This is a genomic window from Azospirillum cavernae, from assembly GCF_003590795.1.
GTDB lineage: Bacteria > Pseudomonadota > Alphaproteobacteria > Azospirillales > Azospirillaceae > Azospirillum > Azospirillum cavernae.
Window position 1 is genome coordinate 1,178,390 of the sequence record NZ_QYUL01000002.1, and the last position, 16,829, is coordinate 1,195,218.

The window sequence follows — 16,829 nt, forward strand, 5'->3', positions numbered from 1 at the left end:
ATCGTGTTGGCGCGGGCCAGGACCGGCAGATTTCGGAGACGGGTGGACACACGCCCACCCACAACAACATGAACCATCGTAACCTCCAAGACGCCGCCTTGTTTAGGGGACGGTCGGGGATCACGCGTTACGTCGTTGCATAACCACATCTCGGCGGAATAGCCGAGGGGCGGGCCAGCGGCACGTGCGCTTGCGAGTTGCCGTTACATAGATCCATAGGGCCGCGATGCAAAGGGAAAAATGCCCAGCATTCCAAAAAAATCACAGCCCTGACGCTCGCGCGAAAACCCGTAACAAATTCAATGAATTGGTCATGTTGGTCCGGGCGGGCGGCCACGCGCCGCGTCGCGGGAAACGGGGCCTTTTCAAGGGCTTGGGGTGCTCTGTTCCGATCCCGGAACGACCAGCAGGCGGTGCGACAGCAACGCCCCCAGCCCAACCAGCCCGATGGCCCCCATCATCGGCAGCGCCGTGCCGTTGTGCAGATGGCCGACTCCAAGCCCGACCAGAGCGGCGATGGTCATCTGGAAAAAGCCCAGCAGCGACGAGGCCAGACCGGCCATCGTCGGGTAGGGGCCGACCGCGTTCGCGGTGGCGTTGGGCAGGGTCAACCCGGCCCCCAGAATGAACAGGAAGACCGGCGCGACGACGCTGGCGATCTGAAGCACGCCCGCCAGCGCCAACCCCACCCCCAGCGCGCCGCCGCTGACTGACACCAGCGTGCCGATGCGGATCATCCGGGCGCCGCCCAGCCGATGCGACAGCTTTCCAGCCAGCAATGAACCGAGCGTGTAGCCCAGAACGACGGTGGCGAAGCTCATCCCATACTGGGCGGGCGACAGATGCATTTGCCCGATCAGCAGAAAGGACGAGCCGGAAATGAAGGCGAAAATCCCGCTGTAAGAACAGGCGACGATCAGGACATAGCCGACGAAACGGCGGTTGCGCAGCAGCATCAGATAGTTGGCGGCCATCCGTCCGGGGTTCAGCGCCTCGCTGTCGCGCGCCGTGTTGGTTTCGCCCAGCAGGCTCCACACGGCGGCGAGGATCACCACGGCGAAGCCGGTCAGCAGGATGAAGTTGGAGCGCCAGCCGAACAGCTCGGTCAGCGCGCCGCCCAGCACCGGGCCGATGGCTGGGGCCAGCGTCATCGCCATCGACATGTAGGCCAGAACGGTCGCCGCCCGGTCGCGTCCAAAGACGTCGCGCACCACCGCCCGCCCGACCACCGGGCCGCAGCAGGCCCCCAACGCCTGAAAGAAGCGGGCGGCGATCAACCCCTCGACGCTGGTGGCGAGCGCGCAGACGGCGCTGGCCACCAGATAGACGCAGATGCCGACCAGCAGGGTCGGGCGCCGTCCGAAACGGTCGGACATTGGGCCATAGACCAGTTGTGAGACCGCGAAGCCGACCAGAAAGACCGACAGGGTCAATTGCACCATGGCGATGTCGGTGTCGAACACCCGCACCAAAATCGGCAAGGAGGGCAGATAGAGGTCGGTTGAGAGCGGGCCGAAGGCGACCAGCGCGGTCAACAGAACGCGGATCACCAGGGAATCAGAACGGGGCATGGACGGAGACAACCCAGGATGCGACACGGCGCGGCACTGTATCAGATGAAATCAACGCTCGCCTGCGCGGCGCGCGCGCGTCTGCCATCCGGGGAGCGCGCCGAGTCTGAAGCCGCAGGCTTTCACACGGCGGGGAAACCGTGACGGATGGGATCAGGTCAGGCCGCTGAGGCGGGGATCGCGGCCAAGCGTGTCGGAACCATGGCCGCCAGAATGCTGCGCTGCTCATCCAGCCGGGCCGACAAAACCGCCTGCCCGGTCTTCAGATCGACGTGCCCGGCCTCAAGCTTGGCAAGACCAGCTTCCAGCTTCGCCTGTCCGGCTTCCAGCCTGGCTTGGCCCTCTTCCAATTTGGCCTGCCCGGCTTCCAATTTGTCGAGTCGAGTCGCCATGGCGGTTTGCCCAGCCTTCAACTCGGTCTGGCCAACCTTCAGATCGGCGACCTCCTTGGTCAGCGCCTCCAGCATGGAGACGATGTGGGCCAACAGCTCCTTGGATTCAGCGCTCATGTCCGGCTCTCCTTGGCGCTGATCCTAGCGGAATTTCGGGGCGCCCGCCACTCCCTTGGCGTCGGCGGGCGAGCGTTGGGCGGAGCGCTCAACCGTAGCGCAGCAGGCGGGCGCCGTTGGTTTTCAGCCAGCCGCGCGGGGCGTCGACGTCCGGGTTTAGACCGGCGGTCAGGCTGGCGCACAAGGCCCAAAAGCGGGCGGAATGGTTCATCTCGCGCAGATGCGCCACCTCGTGGCCGACCACGTAGTCGAGCACCGATTCCGGCGTCAGGATCAGCCGCCAGGAAAAGGACAGCCGCCCGGTGGACGAGCAGCTTCCCCAGCGGCTTTTGGTGTCGCGCAGGGTGATGGCGGCGATCCGCGCGCCGATCAGCGTCGCCTTGACGCGCGCCCGGGTTCCGATCTCGCGCCGGGCCTCGTTGACCAGGAAATCGCGGACGCGGCGGGCGACATGCTCGGGCTGGCCGCCGACCAGCAGCGCGCCCTCTTCGATCCGGGTCGGGCCGCGCAGATCGGGGGTGTGACGAATCCGATGATCGACGCCCAGGTAAGGAATCACCACGCCGTCTTCAAAGGGCAGGGACGGCGGCAGGGCGGCGATCCGCGCCCGCAACCAGCCGTCATGCCGCCCGACAAAGCGCCGGGCGTCGCTTTCCGACACGCCGACCGGAATCACCACTTGGATCAAGCCGCGACCCGGATCAACCTTCAGCGTCATCCGGGTGGCGCGGGCGCTTTCGCGCAGCTCCAGCGGCGCGGGCAGGCCGGTGATCTCCAGGGCGCGCGGCGGCTTCGGCTTCACAGCCGGGGCGCGTTTGGGGCGGCGGGCGGGGGCGGGACGGCGAGACACCATGTCCCGTCTTATAGCCGGTCCGCCGGGGACGCGCCAATCAATCCCGACGGTTTACGCCGGCGGAGGGGGGGGACTGAGGGCTGAAGGTTGCCGTGGTCCGGCAGAGGCCGGGCACAGGCACAGAATGTGGAACCTCAATCTTATGGTGAGTTCACATGATGGGGTTGGACAATCGGGTGCGGAAGGCCACGCCGGTGGACTGGTGGTTCATATTTGGGAACGGCGCCCATTCCGCCAGCTAGTTGTTCCCGGCGGTCATCCAATAGACACCATGAGTGGGCGCGGGCATTTCCTCGATCGTCAAGTATGGGATGCTTGCGCCAGCGGGCCCAGTTCCGGCGGCCGTGTGATGCCCCATCCTCCATGTGAGCCGCCCAGCCGTACCCCCCCATTTTCGCGCCCAACCGCACGCGGCCCGCAGATCGGGTCAGGTTTGAAGGTGTTGAACCGTCGCCAGCTCCGGTATTGAGTTCGATCACGTCGAGAGGGGCTGATAGGTGGTGCGTCAACGCAGAGCCATCGCACAAAAATAGTCGTTTGGGCCGTGAGCGCCGGGCAAACGGAGATGAGGGCGCGGCGGGACGGACGCCAAAACACCACAGTGCTGTTCGTCATGGTTTTGACCTTTCGCTACGTTAGCAATAAGGATATAATACCTATTATAGGAAAAATAAAAATAAAAAGGAAAATCCTTACATCTCTCCAGTTCTCCGCCAATTGTACGCCCGCGCCTCACCGCCGAAGCTACGACCTGACCGCAAGTTCTATGAGGATCGTGCTGAGTTGCTCCCATGGCTGGACGCAGGTCAGATTTGACAAGATGGCCCCGTCGATCCGATAAATGGGGTAAGGTAGGACGTTCGTCTTTTAAAATCTTTCCGCCAATGTCCCAAAGACGTCCATGAGTAGACCGCCATGACTTTGACCGATGGGCATAGAACCAAGCGCGAGGATTTTCTCGACAGGCTGCTGTCGGCGAATGATGCGCCGCACGCGCTTTTGGATCTCGACGGTCGATGTCTTGCCGCGAACGGGGCGTTTTCTCAGGCTTTGGGACGGGATACGGCGGAGGTCGAGGGCAAACCGCTCGCCGCCGTCGCGGGCGCGGCGGCGTTGGCCGAGGCCGTCGACGCGCATCGCGCGGGGGTGGTGGAGACCGGCGAGGCGGTGGCGCTTCTCGGCGCGCTGGCCGGAACCGACGTCACGTTGCGTCCGGCGCGGGGGGCGGATGGCGCGGTGACGGCGCTGGCGCTCATCGGCGAGGACGCGCGCCTGACCCAGGCGCGGCGGGACACGGCGCAGGCGCAGGCCGCCACCGGGCGGTTTCTGGCCAAGGCCAGCCATGATTTGCGCCAGCCCTTCCAGGCGATGCATCTGTTTCACCATCTGCTGGCCGGGCGGCAGAGCGACCCGTCGGGAATCGATCTGGCCAACAAGCTGGGCCAGTCGATCCAGGGGGCGGAAAGCCTGCTGAACGCTCTGTTGGAGGTGTCGCGGCTGGAGGCCGGGCTGGTCGTGGCGCAGCCGCGCGCCTTTCCCATCGACGACACCCTGAGCCATCTGTTGCAGGAATTCGCCCCGGAGGCCGAGGCCAAGGGCCTGCGCTTCAACGTCCGCCCGGCGGAGGTCGAGGTGCTGAGCGACCCGCTGCTGTTGGAGCGGCTGTTGCGGCCCATTCTGGCCAACGCCGTGCGCTACACCCGCAAGGGCGGGATTCTGCTGGCGACCCGGCGGCGGCCCGCCCTGGTGCGGATCGAGGTGTGGGACAGCGGCGTCGGCATCGACCCGGCCAACCACGCGGTGATTTTCGAGGATTTCCACCGAATCACCCACGCCGAGTTGGAACGGCGCGCGGCGCCGGGGCAGGGGGTTGGTTTGGGGTTGGGCGTGGTCCGTCGGCTGGCGCGGGTGCTCAATCTCCCGGTAACGGTGCGCTCCAAGCCGGGGCGCGGGGCGATTTTCGCGGTGGACGTGCCGCGTGCGCCGCAACACGCATTGGCGGCTCAAGCGTCCGATTGACAGACGCCCAAAGCGGCGCGCACCCTAACGTTAACGGGAGCCAAACAATGGCCCCGGTGAAAAGCGTTTGGGGAGGTCATCGTCATGCCGCATCGGCCAGCACCGCCGAGCCGCCCGCCTGTCGCGCCGGGCCGCTCGCCGTCGTCACCCCTCTCTGTGACCCGATCGCGTCGTCGCGACGATCCGCCGGGCGGTCCCGCTTTTCAGGGTGGCCCCGTTTTTCAGGGCGGTTGACCGTCTGCGCATGTTCCCGTATGCGCTCGCCACAAAAACTTCATGCGTTCGTCTCGGGATCGCAACAGCTTGCGCTCATCCACATCACCCGAGACACAACCAACCCGGACAGGGAGATGCCCCTTATGTTGACCCGTCGCACGCTTGGCCTTTCGACGGCCGCCTTCGCCCTCACCGTCAGCCTGTCGGGCGCGGCCATGGCGCAGAAGACCGTCATCGAATTCTGGCACGGCCTGCCCCAGCCGCTGGGCGGCCAGCTTGAGCAGGTGGTGAAGGGCTTCAACGACAGCCAGGACAAGGTCCAGGTCAACGCGTCCTTCAAGGGCAGCTACCCGGAAACCATGCAGGCCGCCATCGCGGCGTTCCGCGCGGGCAACGCCCCGCACGTCGTGCAGATGTTCGAGGTCGGCACCGCCACCATGATGGCCGCCGGTCCGGCGATCAAGCCGGTGCACGAACTGATGAAGGAAACCGGCGCGGCGCTGGATCCCAAGGCCTACATCCCGGCGGTCGCCGGTTATTACGCGTCCAAAGACGGCAAGATGATGGCGCTGCCCTTCAACAGCTCCACCTCCATCATGTTCTACAACAAGGATCTGTTCGCCAAGGCGGGCCTGGATCCCAACAAGGCCCCCGCCACCTGGCCGGAGCTGATCGCCGCGACCAAGGCGCTGAAGGCGGCGGGCGTGGCCTGCCCCTTCACAACCTCCTGGCCGACCTGGGTGCAGTTTGAACAGTTGGGTGCGATCCATGACACGCCCTTCGCCAGCCAGTCCAATGGCTTTGGCGGGCTGAACGCCGAGCTGAAGATCAACGCGCCGCTCTACGCGAAGCACATCCAGATGCTGGTCGATCTCCAGAAGGACGGCCAATTCAAGTATGGCGGTCGCGACAACAAGCCGGACGGCCTGTTCCCGTCGGGCGAATGCGCGATCATCCAAGGCTCGTCCGGCCTGCGCAGCCGCATCGTCAAGGAGGCGACCTTCGCCTGGGGCGCCGCCCCGCTGCCCTACTGGCCCGACCAGATCAAGGGCGAGCCGAAGAACGGCATCATCGGCGGCGCGGCCTTCTGGGTGATGACCTCGCCCAAGCGCACGCCCGCCGAATACAAGGCGGTGTCGGAATTCTTCACCTACCTCGCCCAGCCGGGGATTGACGCCAAGTGGCACATGGACACCGGCTATGTCCCGGTGACGTTCAAGGGCGTGGAAAAGGCCAAGGCCGAAGGCTTCTATGAAAAGAACCCCGGCGCCGACGTCCCCGCCGCCCAATTGACCCGCACGCCGACCACCGAAAACACGATGGGTCTGCGTTTGGGCAACCTGCCGGAAATCCGCAACATCATCCAGGAAGAGCTGGAAAAGGCCTTCCAGGGCCAGCAGACCGTCCAGCAGGCGTTGGATTCCTCGGTCCAGCGCGGCAACGTCGTCCTGCGCAACTTCGAGCGCGCGAACAAGAACTGATGCGGTGACGCGGCTTCCCTCTCCCAAGACGGGAGAGGGATTCAATGGAAAGAGGCCGGAACTTTGCAGCGTCGTGTGATCTTTGACAACAAGCTGTTGCCTTATCTGCTGCTGGCGCCGCAGGTGGCGGTGACGCTGGTGTTTTTCATTTGGCCCGCCGCTCAGGCGATTTGGCAATCGGTCCACATCCAGGACGCCTTTGGTTTGCGCAGCGAGTTCGTGTGGTTTGAGAATTTCACCGCGATCTTCACCGATCCGAATTACGTCGGCACGCTGCGCACCACGGCGATCTTCAGCGTTTCGGTGACGGCGCTGTCGCTGTCGGTGTCGTTGCTGTTGGCGTCTTTGGCCGACAGCAAGATCAAAGGGGCGGCGGTTTACAAGACGCTGCTGATCTGGCCCTACGCGCTGGCCCCCGCCGTGGCGGCGGTGCTGTGGATGTTCATCTTCAACCCGGAAATCGGCTCGCTCGGGCGGTTGCTCAACGGGTGGGGGTACAATTGGGATTACCGGCTGAACGGCGATCAAGCGCTGACCATGGTCATCCTGGCGGCCAGTTGGAAACAGGTGTCCTACAACTTCATCTTCTTCCTGGCGGGTTTGCAGGCGATTCCGCGTTCGGTGCTGGAGGCCGCGAGCATCGACGGGGCCGGGCCGGTGCGCCGCTTCTGGTCGATCACCTTCCCGCTGCTGTCGCCGACCACCTTCTTTTTGCTGGTGGTGGACATGGTCTACGCCTTTTGCGAGACGTTCGGCACCATTCACGCCCTAACCCATGGCGGCCCCGGCAAGGCGACGGAGACCTTGATCTTCCGCGTCTATCAGGACGGCGTCGTCAACAATGATTTGGGCGGATCCTCGGCCCAATCGGTGCTGCTGATGGTCATTCTGATCGTGCTGACGACCATCCAGTTCCGCTTCGTCGAGCGCAAGGTGCATTACTCATGAGCAACCCCACGACTGGGCCGCACACGACTGGGCCGCACACCGCCGGGCGGCGTCTGATTGATCTGCTTCCCCACATCGTGCTGATCGTCGGCGTTCTGATTTTCGCCTTTCCGATTTACGTCACGCTGATTGGCTCGACCTGGGACGCCGCCACCATCGGACGCGGCAATCTGCCGATGATTCCCGGCGGCGAGGCCTTGAACAATTACGGCCACGCCTGGAGCGAATCCCACACCGAGCGCGCCATGTACACGCCGGTGCGCATCATGATGATGAACAGCGTCATCATGGCGCTGTCCATCGCGGTCGGCAAAATCGCCATCTCCATCCTGTCGGCCTACGCGGTGGCCTTTTTCCGCTTTCCGCTGCGCATGGTCTTTTTCTGGATGATCTTCATCACCCTGATGCTGCCGGTCGAGGTGCGCATCATCCCGACCTACAAGGTGGTCGCCGATCTGGGGATGATCGACACCTACGCCGGGCTGTCGATTCCGCTGATCGCCTCGGCCACGGCGACGCTGCTGTTCCGCCAATTCTTCCTGACCATCCCGGACGAGCTGGTGGAGGCGGCGAAGATCGACGGGGCCGGGCCGGTGCGCTTCTTCTTCGACATCCTGCTTCCCCTGTCGAAAACGAACATCGCGGCGCTGTTCGTCATCCTCTTCATTTATGGCTGGAATCAGTATCTGTGGCCGCTGCTGGTCACGAACAGCGCCGACATGGAAACCATCGTCATCGGCATCACCAAGATGATCGGCACCGGCGAGGCCGCCAACGACTGGAACCTCATCATGGCGACCACCGTGCTGGCGATGCTGCCGCCGGTCGCCGTCGTGATCTTCATGCAGCGGTGGTTCATCAAGGGCCTTGTGGACAGCGAGAAGTAAACAGACATGGCAACCGTAGAGATCAAAAACGTCCGCAAGTCCTATGGCCCGGTCGAGGCGATCAAGGGCATCGACATCGCCGTTCAGGATGGCGAGTTCCTCGTCCTGCTGGGGCCGAGCGGCTGCGGGAAATCCACCCTGCTGCGCATGGTCGCCGGGTTGGAGAGCATCACCGGCGGTCAGGTCGTCATCGGCGGGCGGGTGGTGAATGATCTGGATCCCAAGGATCGCGACATCGCGATGGTGTTCCAGAATTACGCGCTCTACCCGCACATGAGCGTGTTCGACAACATGGCCTATGGCCTGAAGATCCGGGGCGTGCCGAAGCCGGAGATCGAAACCCGCGTCGCCAAGGCCGCAGAGATTCTGGAGCTGGGCCGTTTCCTGACTCGCCGCCCCAGCCAATTGTCGGGCGGCCAGCGCCAGCGCGTCGCCATGGGCCGCGCCATCGTGCGCGAACCGGCGGCCTTCCTGTTCGACGAGCCGCTGTCCAACCTGGACGCCAAGCTGCGCACCCAGATGCGCATCGAGATCAAGCGTTTGCAGGATCGACTTGGCATCACCAGCCTCTACGTCACCCACGATCAGGTGGAGGCGATGACGCTGGCCGACCGCATCCTGGTGATGAATCACGGCGTCGCCGAACAGATCGGCACGCCGCTGGAGGTCTACCAGCGCCCGGCCAGCCTGTTCGTCGCCGGGTTCATCGGCTCGCCGCCGATGAATGTGCTGGACGGCGTCATCGACGCCAGCGGCCAGGGCGTGGTGATGCCGGGCGGCGCGCTGCTGCCGCTGCCCCGCCCGCGCCCCGACGACGCCAACCGCCCGGTCAAGCTGGGCATTCGGCCCGAGCATCTGACCATCAGCGACGGCCTCGCCGCCTCGCCGATCCTGGTCGAGTTGGTCGAGGCGTTGGGGGCCGACACCGTGGTCTATGGCCGCCTGCCTGACGGCGAATCGCTGTTGATCCGCATGGCCGGTCTGCCGTCCTGCACCGAGGGGGATCAACTGTCGGTCGCCCCGCAACCGGGCGCGCTGCATCTGTTCGACGCGGCGCATGGGCGGCGGTTGGCGGATTGATGGGGGATGGGGGCGGGTTGGATCTGGTCTGTGGGGTGACGCCACCCCATCTACCGGCCAGGACCAATCAACCGCCCAAAATGGGGTTCGCACCATGAAGCTCTATTACAAACCCGGCGCCTGCTCCCTCGCGTCGCACATCGTGTTGCGCGAGGCTGGGTTGCCGTTCGATCTGGTCAAGGTCGATTTGGCGACGAAGACTCTGGCGGACGGCAGCGATTTTCTCGCGGTAAATCCCAAGGGGCAGGTGCCGACCCTGGAACTGGACGAGGGCGGCGTTTTGACCGAGGGGTCGGTCGTCATGCAGTACATCGCGGACCGGGCGCCGAACAGCGGCTTGATCCCGGCGGCGGGCGGCATCGCGCGTTACCGGGTTCAGGAATGGCTGAGCTTTGTGTCGAGTGAGCTGCACAAGACCTGCGTCCCGCTGTTCCCCATGAATCGGGCGACCACGCCCGACGCCTATCGGGAGATCGTCAAGAAACGCTTTGAGGGGAAGCTGACGATCCTGGATCGCCATCTCGACGGCAAAAGCTATCTGATGGGTGACGGATTCACGGTGGCCGACGCCTACGCCTTCGTCGTGTTGAGCTGGACGCCCGGGCTTGGTGTTGATTTGGCGCTTTGGCCCGCGCTGGCGGCCTATGTCAAACGGATCGCCGCCCGTCCGGCGGTTCACGAGGCGTTGCTTGCCGAAGCTCAAGGCTGAGTCGGAGCCGATCACCAAAAGAAAAGCCCCGTCTCGTGAGAGACGGGGCTTTTTGTTGGGCGCAAACGCTGCCGGTTAAGCGGCGCTGGTCTTCTTCTTCAGGGGCGCGTCGGCGCTGGTCGGACGCGGCGCGGCAGACGCGTGGGCCGGGGGGCGCCGGTCGTGGCGGTTCTGCGGCGCGCCGGGCTTGGGCGTCTTGCTGGCCTGCGGGTGGGTGGCGGGCTTGGCCCCCTGCGGCGGGCGGGCTTGCGCGGGTTTCGGAGTCGCGGCCTTGGGCGTGGCGGCCTTCGGCTGGGCGGACGCCGCCGGGCGGGCCTGGGCGCTGCGGGCGGGCTGTTGCTGACCGCGACCGCCGCCGCCCTGATTTTGGTTCTGGTTGCGGTTGCTGCCCGGCGCCTTGGGGCGGGGGGGCGGCTTGGACGAGGCGTGGATCTGCGCCACATCCACCGCGTGGAACGGGTGGGTGTTGTCGATGGGAATCGGCTGGCGGATCGTCTTTTCGATGTCCTTCAGATAGCCGACCTCTTCATGGTCGCAGAAGGACACGGCGCTGCCTTCGCTGCCGGCGCGCGCGGTGCGGCCGATGCGGTGAACGTAGCTTTCCGGCTCGTTCGGCAGGTCGAAATTGATGACGTGGCTGATGCCGTCCACGTCGATGCCGCGCGCCGCGATGTCGGTGGCGACCAGCGCCCGCAGCTCGCCCGCGCGGAAGGCTTCCAGCGCGCGGACGCGGGCCGATTGCGACTTGTCGCCGTGGATGGCGTCGGCGGCGACGCCGGACTTCTTCAGATGCTCGGCCACCCGGTCGGCGCCGTGCTTGGTGCGGGCGAAGACGATGGTCCGCGCAACCTTGCTGTCCAGCAGCAGGTCGGCGAGCAGACGGCGCTTGTCGGAACGGTCGACGAACAGGACGCGCTGGTTGATGCGCTCGACCGTCGTCGATTGCGGGGTGACTTCGATCCGCTCCGGGTTGTTCAGGATGCTGTTCGCCAGCTCCGTCACCGCTTCCGGCATGGTGGCCGAGAACAGCAGCGTTTGGCGCTGCTTGGACATCACCGCCACGACCTTGCGGACGTCGCGGATGAAGCCCATGTCGAGCATCCGGTCGGCTTCGTCCAGGACGAAGAATTCGATGGCGTCGAGCTTGCAGTGATTCTGCGCCATCAGGTCGAGCAGACGGCCCGGCGTGGCGATCAGCACCTCGACCCCACGGGTCAACGCGGCGATCTGCGGGCTTTGGCCGACGCCGCCATGAACCACCGTGCGGCGGATCGGCAGATGGCGGCCATAGGTGCTGAAGCTGTCGGCGATCTGCAAGGCCAGCTCGCGCGTCGGCGTCAGGATCAGCGCGCGCGGCGACTTGGCGGCGACGCGCTTCTTGTTCTCAAACAGATGCTGGAGAATCGGCAGGGTGAAGGCGGCGGTCTTGCCGGTGCCCGTCTGGGCGAGGCCGAGCATGTCGCGCCCCTGCAACAGCAAGGGGATGGCGCCGGCCTGAATCGGCGTGGCCGTGGTGTAACCCTCTTCGGCGACGGCGCGCAGAATAGGCTCGATCAGGCCGAGGCCGGAAAAATCAGTCATGGAGGAAATGGTCCTGGTCCACCGGAATGGGGGCCGCGCCACAAGGGAGCAGCCGGGCTTGCGCGCTCCGCGGCGGGATGGCGCGGAGCCGTCGGCGCGGCGCGCGCGTCCATGGCGATGCCATCGGAACGCGGCTGTGGTGCCGTCCAACCCTGCACACATAAGGCTGATGTCTTGATTTGGCAAGAAAACTCGGCGCGCGGCTGGGCTGCGTCGGGGTGGACGGCGCGCGGACACCCCGACGGCGCGCTTATTTCTTGGTGATGACGCCGCAGCCGATGCGGTCGCCGGAGTTGCCCGCCGGTTGGCTGAGATAATCGTCAATCTGCGCGTGGACGACGATGGACGTGCCGCCGGTCTTGAACAGGCCGTCGGCGGCGTCGGTCAGGGTGACGCTGTGGGTGATCGCCTCGAACCCGGCCTTGCCCGCCTCGTTCGCCCAGATGTTGGGGAGTTCGCCGTAATGGCTGTGGTCGGCCTCCAACCCATGCTTGGCCCCCGCCGCCGCGAAATGCCCGCCCGCCGCCTTGAAATCAGGCGTGCAGGCGCCGTTTTCGTGGATGTGGATGCCGTGCCAACCCGGCGTCAGCCCGCTCAGCTCGCCGTGCAGGACGACGCCGTGCGGGTATTTGGTGAAGGTGACGCTGCCCAGCGGCTTGCCTTGCGCGTCGGCCACCGCCGCTGTCGCCAGCGGGGCGGGAGCCTGCGGGGCGGCGGTTTGCGCGGCGGCGGTCAGGGGAAGGGCGGTCAGCGCGGCGAGCGCGAACAGAGTGGGGGCGATGGTGGAGCGGATCATGGGCGTTGTCCTCCTGGTTGGTGACGCGATTTTGACAGTCTGTCGTTGAAACCATGTCGTTGAAACCGTCGCAAACAGCGGGTTGGGATTGCGAACGGTTTGCAGTATGATGGGGCTGTGGGATCAAAAGACCAAGGGTTCGTTCCGATGACGTCGCGGCTTGAAGCGTTGTGCCTGGAAAAAGGATTGAAGATGACCGGCCAGCGCCGGGTCATCGCGCAGGTGTTGTCGGACGCCGACGACCACCCCGATGTGGAAGAGGTGCACCGGCGCGCCGCGCTGATCGACACGCGCATCTCCATCGCCACCGTCTACCGCACCATGCGGCTGTTGGAAGACGTCGAGGTGATCGAGCGGGTCGATCTGGGCGACGGGCGCGCGCGGTACGAGGAAGCCTCGGCGGATCATCATCATCACCTGATCGACACCCGCAGCGGGCGCATCATCGAATTCGCCAGCCCAGAGCTGGAGGCGATCAAGGAACGCATCGCCCACGATCTTGGGTACAAGATCGTCGGCCATCGGCTGGAGATTTATGGAGTTCCGTTGGACGACGCCGGGGCGGACGGCCAGGGAGCAAACGGCGCGGGGCCAAACGGTGCGGGGCCAAACAGCGCGGGGAAGGAGCAATGAAGGGCGGCTTCGACCCTTGCGCGGGCGATCCCTGCCAGGGTGACGGGATGCCCGCCTGCCGCGACGCGGTTCAGCGCTGTTACACCGGCTTGTGCCAATGCGGCCAACCCGAACGCCACGCGCTGGAAGCGGCGGTGACGGTCTACCGTTACCACCACCCGGAAAGCACGCAGGCCCAGGCGGAAACCATCGTCAGCCATTGGGTGGCCGGGCCGGTTCGCCACTGAGCGGCGATGGTTTTATGAAAATAATCCTTTACGTGTTGGGCGCGCGGTCCTAAAAACAGTCCTGTCAAGGCCAGTGGTCCATCCCCCGGACTTCGGGCCGCGACGCCTCCCCAAACGCCTGTCCTGAAAGGGGCTGGCCGGACAACCGAAAGGCCCGGCCAGCCCCTTTTTTGTTTTCGCGTTCCGCCTGCGGCCGACGCCACGCTTTCGCGCGCGCGCCGACAACCGGGTGGCGGAACGGCCTTCCCCTGGACGGGATCCGCAAGGAACGCGAAAGGAACATCCTCGCCATGTCCACCAGCATCGCCCAATCCTTCGTCAAACAATTCGAGCGCGAGGTCCACGAGGCCTACCAGCGCATGGGGTCCAAGCTGCGCGGCACCGTGCGCACCAAGAACAACGTGCAGGGCGCCTCCACCGTCTTCCAGAAGGTCGGCAAGGGCGCCGCCTCCACCAAATCGCGCCACGGCGTGGTTCCGGTGATGAATCTCGACCACACCCCGGTCGAATGCCCGCTGTATGATTTCTACGCCGGTGATTGGGTGGATCGGCTCGACGAGCTGAAGACCAACATCGACGAACGCCAGATCATCGCCAACGCCGGGGCCTACGCGCTGGGCCGCAAAACCGACGAGCTGCTGCTGGCCGAGTTGAACAAATCCACCAACTTCGCGGGCGGCGACACCGACGGGCTGACCAAGGCCAAGGTGCTCGACGCCTTCGAGATGATGGGCGAATCCGACGTGCCCGACGACGGCCAGCGCTTCGCCGTGGTCGGCTGGAAGCAGTGGAGCCAGATGCTGGGCATTGAGGAGTTCGCCAGCGCCGACTATGTCGGGCCGGACGAGCTGCCCTGGCGCGGCACCCAGGCCAAGCGCTGGCTCGGCACGCTGTGGATCCCGCATTCCGGGTTGAAGGCGACCGGCAACGTCCGGCTCTGCCACTGGTACCACAAGACGGCGGTCGGCCACGCGGCGGGCGCCGACGTGAAGACCGACATCAGTTGGCACGGCGACCGCGCCGCCCACTTCGTCAACAACATGATGAGCCAGGGCGCCGCCCTGATCGACCCGACCGGCGTCGTCACCCTGCGCTGCCTGGAAAGCTGAAACCTTTCCGTTGAGCTGATTTTCGCCTTCCGACCTCACGGCGGAGGCCAACCCCATTTGCATGGAGACACCCCGATGACGACCTGTTCCTGCCTCGTCCCCACCGGCGCTCTTTTGGTCTTTGGCGGCGCTGTCGCGCCCGCTGGCTACCTGCTGTGCGACGGTCGCGCGGTTGACCGCACGACCTACAGCGACCTGTTCGCCGTCCTCGGCGTCAGTTTTGGCCCCGGTGACGGCGCGACCAGCTTCAATCTGCCGGATATGCGTGGACGTGTGCCCGCCGGCAAGGACGACATGGGCGGTTCGGCGGTCAACCGCTTGACCTCTGCGGGGTCGGGCATCGCCGGAACCACGCTCGGAGCGGCGGGCGGCGCCGAGACGCACACGCTGACGGAAAGCCAGATTCCCAATCATCGCCACGCGGTCTATCCGCACGCCGGTTACGTCGTGCCGTCGTCCGGCACGCGCGGCGCTGGCAGCGAGGATCCCAACAGCACGTCCAACGTGTCGCATTCCTTGACCAGCGGCGTCGGCGGCGGGCTGGCGCACAACAACGCCCAGCCCAGCCTGATCGTCACCTACATCATCAAGGCCTGACCCGCCGCCGGGCCGCCCCCTCTCACGCCCTCCCAGCCTTGTCGCGCAAGCTCCCGGTGGGGGCGTGACGAGGGGTGAAAGCGTCGATCGCCTCCAGGCGCCGCAAATCGGCGGCGATCCTCCTTTCGGCCCTGCGCTCTGTGGCGTGTTTTTCCGACCCCCAATCCCCGGAGACTTGATCCATGGCCTACGCGTCCAAGGATTTGAGCGTGCTTGCCTACGCCAACGGCTTCACGCTCTGGCATTACACCACCCACGACCTCGCCGCCGATGTCGACACCATCGGCTATTTCAACGGCGCTGCCGACCTGCTGCGGGTCGGCGACATGGTTCTGGCCAATTGCGCGGTTGGCGGCGCGCCGTCGGGCGGCGTGTTGATCGTCGCCTCCAACGCGGCGGGGGTGGTGGACGTCGCCAACATGACCCCGTTCGGCGCCGCCAACAGCGACTGAGGGGCCGGACCATGAGCGTGCTGACGAACGGGTGCCGGACCAGTCATCCGGCGGATGGCGCGCGGGCGGCCTTCGCCTATGGCTTTCGCATCCTCGACGCCGCCCATCTGACGGTGGCGCTGCGCGAGGCTGTGACCGGGGCGGAGACGGCGCAGGTCCTCAACACCCACTACACCGTCACCGGCGTCGGCGCGCCGGGCGGCGGAACCATCGTCTTTCCGGCGCCGCCGCCGCCGGGGCGCAGCGTGGTCATCGCGCGGACCATGCCCGCGCTGGACCATGGCTATCCCGGCGTTCCGGCGGATCAGGCGTTCGACCGGCTGGCGTTGCTGGCCCAGCAGGGGCAGGATTCCGCCAGCCGGTCAGTGCGCTTTCCGCTGGGCGACAGCCCGTCCCTGTCGGCGGAACTGCCGTCGAGCCAGGCCCGCGCCGGAAAGGCGCTGGCCTTTGACGGCAACGGCAACGTCGCCTTGGTGTCGTTGGCCTCGCCGACCTTTGAAACCAGCAATGTGGAATGGGCGGAGGTGCAAAACACCCCGCGCACCCTGTCGGGCTTCGGCATCCTCGACGCCACGCCGCTGTCCCATGTCGGGGCGGGCGGCGCGGCGCATGCGGTGGCGAGCGCGGAGGCCGATGGTTTCATGAGCGCGGCGGACAAGGCCAAGCTCGACCGTTACGGCGCGCTGGGGCCGCTGCGCGGCTGTCTGCTGACCTTGGCCGAGCCGCAGAGCTTCGGGCCGGGAGTCGGCGGGCGGGTGATCTGGACCACGGTGGTGTGGGACAGCGACGGCTGTTTTCAGCCGGTGACGCCAACCCGCGTGGTGACGCCGTCCTGGGCGCGCTTCGCCCGACTGACCGCCCGGTTGGAGATCGACCCGGCGATGGACGGTTTCCGCGATCTGACCATCCGGCGGAACGGCGGTTTCGAGTATCCGGGCCGGGCCGCGACCCATGGTCACGGCAACATGTCGCCGCGCAACGTCGCGCCGATGGCGACCACCCCCTGGTTGCCGGTGTCGGCGGGGGATTGGTTCGACGTCTATCTCGATCAGACCTCCTTCTCACCCTTCGACCTGCTGGCCAATGGCGGGACGTGGGCGCAGGCGGAGTTTGTCTGAGGGGGATCGCGGACGTCTTTGTCAACTCTCGCCGCGCCACGCT

General features: G+C 65.8%; 17 protein-coding genes. 12 read left to right on the forward strand and 5 right to left on the reverse strand.

Annotated features, from left to right (window positions below; all coding sequences use genetic code 11):
• Nucleotides 1-365: 365 nt before the first annotated feature.
• The 3 genes from D3877_RS16940 to D3877_RS16950 all read right to left on the reverse strand — a co-directional run bounded on the left by D3877_RS16940 (nucleotide 366) and on the right by D3877_RS16950 (nucleotide 2,933).
• The gene (locus D3877_RS16940) at nucleotides 366-1,571 is read right to left on the reverse strand and encodes a multidrug effflux MFS transporter (protein ID WP_119831884.1); all 1,206 of its coding nucleotides are present in this window, start codon (nucleotides 1,569-1,571) and stop codon (nucleotides 366-368) included.
• Nucleotides 1,572-1,729: 158 nt separating this feature from the next.
• The gene (locus tag D3877_RS16945) at nucleotides 1,730-2,080 is read right to left on the reverse strand and encodes a hypothetical protein (protein ID WP_119831885.1); all 351 of its coding nucleotides are present in this window, start codon (nucleotides 2,078-2,080) and stop codon (nucleotides 1,730-1,732) included.
• An 88-nt stretch (nucleotides 2,081-2,168) separates the two neighbouring features.
• Nucleotides 2,169-2,933 (reverse strand): M48 family metallopeptidase, encoded by a 765-nt coding sequence (locus D3877_RS16950; RefSeq protein WP_119831886.1) that lies wholly within the window; start codon nucleotides 2,931-2,933, stop codon nucleotides 2,169-2,171.
• 915 nt (nucleotides 2,934-3,848) lie between these two features.
• Between D3877_RS16950 and D3877_RS16955 the strand changes: the two genes are divergently transcribed.
• The 6 genes from D3877_RS16955 to gstA all read left to right on the forward strand — a co-directional run bounded on the left by D3877_RS16955 (nucleotide 3,849) and on the right by gstA (nucleotide 10,273).
• Complete coding sequence (locus tag D3877_RS16955; protein ID WP_119831887.1) at nucleotides 3,849-4,952, forward strand: PAS domain-containing sensor histidine kinase; 1,104 nt, start codon at nucleotides 3,849-3,851, stop codon at nucleotides 4,950-4,952.
• A gap of 359 nt (nucleotides 4,953-5,311) precedes the next feature.
• A complete protein-coding gene (gene ugpB, locus D3877_RS16960; protein WP_119831888.1) occupies nucleotides 5,312-6,649 on the forward strand; it encodes a sn-glycerol-3-phosphate ABC transporter substrate-binding protein UgpB in 1,338 nt (445 codons plus the stop codon).
• 63 nt (nucleotides 6,650-6,712) lie between these two features.
• Complete coding sequence (ugpA, locus tag D3877_RS16965) at nucleotides 6,713-7,597, forward strand: sn-glycerol-3-phosphate ABC transporter permease UgpA (protein WP_119831889.1); 885 nt, start codon at nucleotides 6,713-6,715, stop codon at nucleotides 7,595-7,597.
• A complete protein-coding gene (gene ugpE, locus D3877_RS16970) occupies nucleotides 7,594-8,484 on the forward strand; it encodes a sn-glycerol-3-phosphate ABC transporter permease UgpE (RefSeq protein ID WP_119831890.1) in 891 nt (296 codons plus the stop codon). The genes ugpA and ugpE overlap by 4 nt, the downstream gene beginning before the upstream one ends.
• A gap of 6 nt (nucleotides 8,485-8,490) precedes the next feature.
• On the forward strand, nucleotides 8,491-9,564 hold the full coding sequence (locus D3877_RS16975; RefSeq protein WP_119831891.1) for a sn-glycerol-3-phosphate import ATP-binding protein UgpC: 1,074 nt from the start codon (nucleotides 8,491-8,493) through the stop codon (nucleotides 9,562-9,564).
• Between the two features lie 94 nt (nucleotides 9,565-9,658).
• Nucleotides 9,659-10,273 (forward strand): glutathione transferase GstA, encoded by a 615-nt coding sequence (gene gstA, locus D3877_RS16980; protein ID WP_119831892.1) that lies wholly within the window; start codon nucleotides 9,659-9,661, stop codon nucleotides 10,271-10,273.
• Nucleotides 10,274-10,348: 75 nt separating this feature from the next.
• Here the strand turns inward: gstA and D3877_RS16985 are convergent, their stop codons facing one another.
• Nucleotides 10,349-11,854, reverse strand: a complete 1,506-nt coding sequence (locus tag D3877_RS16985) for a DEAD/DEAH box helicase (RefSeq protein ID WP_119831893.1) — start codon at nucleotides 11,852-11,854, stop codon at nucleotides 10,349-10,351.
• A 250-nt stretch (nucleotides 11,855-12,104) separates the two neighbouring features.
• Nucleotides 12,105-12,650 carry a superoxide dismutase family protein gene (locus D3877_RS16990; protein WP_119831894.1) on the reverse strand — a complete coding sequence of 182 codons (546 nt, stop codon included), beginning with the start codon at nucleotides 12,648-12,650 and terminating at the stop codon, nucleotides 12,105-12,107.
• A 147-nt stretch (nucleotides 12,651-12,797) separates the two neighbouring features.
• Here D3877_RS16990 and D3877_RS16995 point away from each other — a divergent pair, with 147 nt between their 5' ends.
• The 6 genes from D3877_RS16995 (at nucleotide 12,798) to D3877_RS17020 (ending at nucleotide 16,786) form a co-directional block, all read left to right on the forward strand.
• A complete protein-coding gene (locus D3877_RS16995) occupies nucleotides 12,798-13,283 on the forward strand; it encodes a Fur family transcriptional regulator (protein ID WP_238474930.1) in 486 nt (161 codons plus the stop codon).
• Nucleotides 13,280-13,510, forward strand: coding sequence for a hypothetical protein (locus tag D3877_RS17000; RefSeq protein WP_238474931.1), 231 nt, complete (start codon nucleotides 13,280-13,282; stop codon nucleotides 13,508-13,510). Before D3877_RS16995 ends, D3877_RS17000 begins: the two co-directional genes overlap by 4 nt.
• Before the next feature lie 290 nt (nucleotides 13,511-13,800).
• Nucleotides 13,801-14,619: a phage capsid protein gene (locus D3877_RS17005; RefSeq protein WP_119832514.1), complete on the forward strand. Its 819-nt coding sequence runs from the start codon at nucleotides 13,801-13,803 to the stop codon at nucleotides 14,617-14,619.
• A gap of 75 nt (nucleotides 14,620-14,694) precedes the next feature.
• The gene (locus D3877_RS17010; RefSeq protein WP_119831895.1) at nucleotides 14,695-15,216 is read left to right on the forward strand and encodes a phage tail protein; all 522 of its coding nucleotides are present in this window, start codon (nucleotides 14,695-14,697) and stop codon (nucleotides 15,214-15,216) included.
• A 182-nt stretch (nucleotides 15,217-15,398) separates the two neighbouring features.
• Nucleotides 15,399-15,668 (forward strand): hypothetical protein, encoded by a 270-nt coding sequence (locus D3877_RS17015; protein ID WP_119831896.1) that lies wholly within the window; start codon nucleotides 15,399-15,401, stop codon nucleotides 15,666-15,668.
• Nucleotides 15,669-15,679: 11 nt separating this feature from the next.
• Nucleotides 15,680-16,786, forward strand: a complete 1,107-nt coding sequence (locus D3877_RS17020; RefSeq protein WP_119831897.1) for a hypothetical protein — start codon at nucleotides 15,680-15,682, stop codon at nucleotides 16,784-16,786.
• Nucleotides 16,787-16,829 lie beyond the last annotated feature (43 nt).

Bases quoted from the DNA above. Each gene is read 5' to 3' on its own strand.
- D3877_RS16955 (WP_119831887.1), top strand. From the start codon at position 3,849: ATGACTTTGACCGATGGGCATAGAACCAAGCGCGAGGATTTTCTCGAC.
- ugpE (WP_119831890.1), top strand. From the start codon at position 7,594: ATGAGCAACCCCACGACTGGGCCGCACACGACTGGGCCGCACACCGCC.
- D3877_RS16990 (WP_119831894.1), bottom strand. From the start codon at position 12,650: ATGATCCGCTCCACCATCGCCCCCACTCTGTTCGCGCTCGCCGCGCTG.
- D3877_RS16985 (WP_119831893.1), bottom strand. From the start codon at position 11,854: ATGACTGATTTTTCCGGCCTCGGCCTGATCGAGCCTATTCTGCGCGCC.
- D3877_RS16950 (WP_119831886.1), bottom strand. From the start codon at position 2,933: ATGGTGTCTCGCCGTCCCGCCCCCGCCCGCCGCCCCAAACGCGCCCCG.
- ugpB (WP_119831888.1), top strand. From the start codon at position 5,312: ATGTTGACCCGTCGCACGCTTGGCCTTTCGACGGCCGCCTTCGCCCTC.
- D3877_RS17000 (WP_238474931.1), top strand. From the start codon at position 13,280: ATGAAGGGCGGCTTCGACCCTTGCGCGGGCGATCCCTGCCAGGGTGAC.
- D3877_RS17015 (WP_119831896.1), top strand. From the start codon at position 15,399: ATGGCCTACGCGTCCAAGGATTTGAGCGTGCTTGCCTACGCCAACGGC.
- D3877_RS16995 (WP_238474930.1), top strand. From the start codon at position 12,798: ATGACGTCGCGGCTTGAAGCGTTGTGCCTGGAAAAAGGATTGAAGATG.
- D3877_RS16940 (WP_119831884.1), bottom strand. From the start codon at position 1,571: ATGCCCCGTTCTGATTCCCTGGTGATCCGCGTTCTGTTGACCGCGCTG.
- D3877_RS17005 (WP_119832514.1), top strand. From the start codon at position 13,801: ATGTCCACCAGCATCGCCCAATCCTTCGTCAAACAATTCGAGCGCGAG.
- D3877_RS16975 (WP_119831891.1), top strand. From the start codon at position 8,491: ATGGCAACCGTAGAGATCAAAAACGTCCGCAAGTCCTATGGCCCGGTC.
- D3877_RS17020 (WP_119831897.1), top strand. From the start codon at position 15,680: ATGAGCGTGCTGACGAACGGGTGCCGGACCAGTCATCCGGCGGATGGC.
- D3877_RS16945 (WP_119831885.1), bottom strand. From the start codon at position 2,080: ATGAGCGCTGAATCCAAGGAGCTGTTGGCCCACATCGTCTCCATGCTG.
- D3877_RS17010 (WP_119831895.1), top strand. From the start codon at position 14,695: ATGACGACCTGTTCCTGCCTCGTCCCCACCGGCGCTCTTTTGGTCTTT.
- gstA (WP_119831892.1), top strand. From the start codon at position 9,659: ATGAAGCTCTATTACAAACCCGGCGCCTGCTCCCTCGCGTCGCACATC.